Below are 4266 nucleotides of genomic sequence, written 5' to 3' on the forward strand. Positions count from 1 at the left end.
CAACATGAGGTTGGTCACCTTCATCGACTCGGTCGGTGCTCTCCTCACGCTCCCTCGGAGAATTGCAGGGAAGCCAACGCTTCGTACGACTCGCCATCGGGATGGCGGTGCTCGCCGCCGGCCGCTACGGCGGCGTGATCGCCGGGTTGCTGCTCGGCACGGGGCCGACCGGCGCGCTGGCGGTCGGCGCGTTGACCGCGGCCCTCACCCCTGCGGTGCTGGCCCGACTCGCCCGCGAGCCGCAACGGTCGTCCACCGCCCCACGGCTGACCGTCGCTCAGGTCGTTGCCGGCTGCGGTGCGACAGTGGCGATGCTCGTCGTCTCCTACGCCGACCTGCTGCTGTCCCGGCAACTGCTGTCCCCGTCGGATTCCGGGGCGTACTCGGTCGGCACCGTCCTGAGCAAGGGGGCGCTCTGGGCACCGCAGGTAGCCGCCGTCCTCGCCCTACCGAGGCTGGCCCGCGGTGACCGGCGCAGCCGAACGGTCGCGCTCGCGGTGACAGGCGGGTGTGGCGTGGTGCTCGTTCTCGCCTCGACGCTCGCCGGGGGGCTCGCCTTCCGTCTCGCCGGTGGGCCCGACTACGACCACCTGGGCCGGTACGCGCCCCTCTTCGCGGCGGTCGGTGCGCTCTACGCGGTGGCGTTCGTGCTGCTCAACGACCGCCTCGCGGCCGGCGCGCGCTGGGCGGCGGCACCGCTGTGGCTGGGCGTGGCCGGCCTGGTGGCCGTCACCGCGACCCTCCGGCCCCACACCGTCCCCGGTCTCCTCCTGGCGGCCCTGGGCACGGCCGTCGTCACCACCGCGCTGATGGCGGTGACGGCCCGTCGACCCGCCCCGGTGCCGGCGGCCGACCCGACTAGCCCTCCGCCAGCCAGTCCGTCAGCAGTCGGTGGTCGATCGAGTCCACCCGACCGAGCGGGCGACCCGAGGCCGTCCGGTCCCGCAGCTCCGCCCGGGTGAACCAGCGCGCCTCCAGCAACTCCTCGCCGTCCACACGTACCTCGTCGGAGGTGGCGGTGGCCCGGAAGCCAACCATCAGACCGGCGGGGAACGGCCACGCCTGTGACCCCTGGTAGGTCACGTCGGTGACGGTCACGCCCGCCTCCTCGCCCATCTCCCGACGGACCGCGTCCTCCAGGCTCTCGCCGATCTCGACGAAGCCGGCCAGCGTCGAGTACGCGTCCTCGGCCGCACCCGCGTGCCGGGCCAGCAGACAGCGCCCGGACCGACCGGGTGCCTCGACCAACACGATGATGGCGGGCTCGATCCGGGGGAACAGCAGACGTCCGCACTCCGTGCCGGTGCAGGTCCGCAGGTGCCCACCACCGCCGGCGACAGCCGGCGCGCCGCACGTCCCGCAGAATCGCTGCTGCCGGTGCCAGTGCAACAAACCCCTGGCGTACGCCAGGACGGCCGCGTCGCCGGGTTCGAGTCGCCCGACCAGTGCCCGCACGTCGACGGACCGCACCGCACCGGCCATCTCGACGGCGGACTGCTCGGGTAGCGCCGAGAGGTCCGCGGCGAACACGGCGGCCTCCCCGTCGAGCCCCAGGAAAACGGTCTCGCCGGCGGCGGACCGGACCAGTGCCGCGCGTTCCGCGCTGAGCCGGACCGGCCCGTGCCCGTCGACGAGACAACGGTCCCGCCACATCGGCAACAACACGGCGGTCGAGCCGGTGAGCAGCGCGCCCAACCGCGTCGGATCGGTGCGCAACGGTCCCGCCCGGTCCAGCGATCCGCCCCCGTACGCCAACACCCGCTCCGCAGTGCCCACCCGGTCACCGTGCCACGTCGATGATCGGCCGTCGGCACCGCCCCCGGGCCGATGCGACACGCCCAACGACACGCGGTAGCAGCGCCTGCTGGGCGCAGCCGACGAGGACGGCCGAGCATTCGTTACCGTAGGTGCCTCCGGGAGGGAGGACCTCCCGCGGCACCCTGGCGATCGAGGTTGCAGTGACGCTGTACGGCGAAAACAGTCCACCCGCCGACGACCGGCCCACCGTGCAGGTCACCGCGGTCACCTGGCCGGACGGACCTGAGCCGGTCACCACAGCCGCCCCCGGCGAGCCGGACGGCGGCCCGCGCCGGCCGCGTCGGGTGCGCATGCTGCTCGCCGCGGGCATCACCGGTGGCGTCCTCGCCGCCGTGGCGGGTGCCGGCGCCTGGGCGTACGCCGGTGACGTTCCCCGTGGCACCAGCGTGCTCGGCACCGAACTGGGCGGCCGGAGCCGCGCGGACGCCGACCGGGAGTTGCGGGCGGAGCTGGACCGGCGGGCGGCAACGCTGGCCACACCACTGAAGGTCACCGTCGACGGGCGCACCGCCGAGATCAACCCCGCCGACGTTGGGCTGACCGTCGACGTGCCGGCGACCGTCGCGGCAGCCGCCGAGGCCGACGCGCACCCGGTCAGCCGGTTGGTCGGCTCCCGCACCGTCGAGCCCGTGGTGACCGTCGACGCGGACCGGTTGGACGACGCCCTCCGTAAGGTGCTCGGGGACCAGGCCCAGGGCATGACGATGCCGGCGATCACCTATCAGGGCACCACGCCGAAGGTCGTACAGCCCAAGCCCGGGCTGGCTCTGAACCCGGAGCGTTCCGCCGAGGTGGTCCGCACCGGCTGGATGGCCGGCGCCCCGGTCACCGTTCCCCTTGTGGAAACCCACCCGGCGACCACCGCCGAGGAGTTGGACCGGATGGTCAGCGAGCTGGCGAAGCCGGCGGTCGCCGCACCGGTCACCCTGCGGACGAACAAGGGCCAGGTGACGATCCCGCCCGCCGCCATCGCGAAGAGCCTCCGGTTCGGCGCCGACAAGACCGGCAAGCTCACCCCCTCGGTGGACGTCAAGCGGCTGCGGGCGGCGCTCGGCGACAAGCTGACCGCCATCGAGGTGCCGCCGAAGGATGCCACGATGACGATCTCCGGTGGCCGGCCGACCGCCAAGGAGGGGAAAGCCGGGCAGCAGCTGGACACGGCAGCCCTCGGTCGAGACCTGCTGGCCGTGCTGCCGAAGGCGGACGGCCGCGAGGTGACCGGCGAGTTGAAGCCGACGCCGCCGCAACTCACCGGGGAGGAGCTCGCCGGGCTGGGCATCAAGGAGCGGGTGTCGACCTTCACCACCCGGTTCACCGGCGGCATGGCCTCGTCGCGCAGCCAGAACATCGCGACCATCGCGAGGAAGGTGGACGGCACTGTCGTACTGCCGGGGAAGACGTTCTCGCTCAACGGGCACACCGGCGAACGCGGCTACGCCCAGGGCTACCGGGACGCACCCGTCATCCTCGACGGCAAGCTGGTGCCGGGCGTCGGCGGCGGCACCTCGCAGTTCACCACCACGCTGTTCAACGCCACCTACTACGCGGGCCTGGAGGACGTCGAGCACAAGCCGCACTCGTACTGGTTCGACAGGTACCCGGCGGTCATCGAGTCGACGATCTTCTGGCCGAATCTGGACTTCAAGTTCCGCAACAACACCGAGTACGGCGTGCTCATCGACACGTCGTACACGTCGAGCACGATCACCGTGTCGATCTGGAGCACGAAGATCTACGACAGCGTGAAGACCGAGTACGGGCCGCGCCGCAACATCACCACGCCGAAGCAGATCCACCTGACTCCCGGCCCCTCGTGCATCGAGACCAACGGCATCAACGGCTTCACCCAGGACGCCTTCCGGGTCATCAAGAAGGGCGGCGCGGTGGTCACCTGGCCGTCGGCGCGATCCTGGCGGCGGTCGGGACGATCAGCCGGTTGCCGAAGCCGGAGCAGTCGAACTACGACGCGTCGATGCCACTGCTCCTGCTGATCGGGTCCGGCACGTTGGCGTTCTTCGCGCTGGTGGCCCTCGGCCCGCTGCTGGTGCGCCCGGTGCTGGCCGTGGTGGGTTGGCCGCTGCGCCAGCTCGGGCCGATCGGGCGGATGTCGGTCGGCGGGATCGGCGGTGCCCCACGCCGCGCCGCTGCGGTCTCCGTCGTGGTCGCCCTCGGCGTGACCCTGATCTCCGGGGTGGTCATCGGCGGCGCGTCGTTGCAGATCCTCGCCGACCGCGAGATGGCGCTGTCGGCTCCGACCGACTTCGAGGTCACGACCAACGGTGGGACCCTGCCGCCGGCCGTGGTGACCCGGGCCGAGGCGGCGCGCGGTGCGCTGGCCCGGGTGGTGCCGTACCGGAGAGTCGACGACGCCCGGCTACCCGCTGCTCGTTCCGTTCCCCGGCTGGGAGGTCGACGCCCGGTTCCTGCCGGTCGAGGCACTCAGCTCCG

At 72.5% G+C, this 4266-nt stretch carries 2 protein-coding genes and 2 pseudogenes; 3 read left to right on the forward strand and 1 reads right to left on the reverse strand.

What is annotated here, in order from left to right:
- Positions 1–35: 35 nt before the first annotated feature.
- Positions 36–962: pseudogene (locus ABZ749_RS30560) on the forward strand (polysaccharide biosynthesis protein); the annotation flags it as partial.
- Here the strand turns inward: ABZ749_RS30560 and nudC are convergent.
- Positions 859–1776: an NAD(+) diphosphatase gene (gene nudC / locus ABZ749_RS30565; protein ID WP_357233839.1), complete on the reverse strand. Its 918-nt coding sequence runs from the start codon at positions 1774–1776 to the stop codon at positions 859–861. The pseudogene ABZ749_RS30560 and the gene nudC sit on opposite strands and share 104 nt — an antisense overlap.
- A 182-nt stretch (positions 1777–1958) precedes the next feature.
- Here nudC and ABZ749_RS30570 point away from each other — a divergent pair, with 182 nt between their 5' ends.
- A complete protein-coding gene (locus tag ABZ749_RS30570) occupies positions 1959–3809 on the forward strand; it encodes a VanW family protein (RefSeq protein ID WP_357233841.1) in 1851 nt (616 codons plus the stop codon).
- Positions 3791–4266 (forward strand): annotated as a pseudogene (locus ABZ749_RS30575) (ABC transporter permease); the annotation flags it as partial. The gene ABZ749_RS30570 and the pseudogene ABZ749_RS30575, both read left to right, overlap by 19 nt.

It is taken from the genome of Micromonospora sp. NPDC047753 (assembly GCF_040642735.1).
In the GTDB taxonomy this organism is placed as follows: Bacteria; Actinomycetota; Actinomycetes; order Mycobacteriales; family Micromonosporaceae; genus Micromonospora.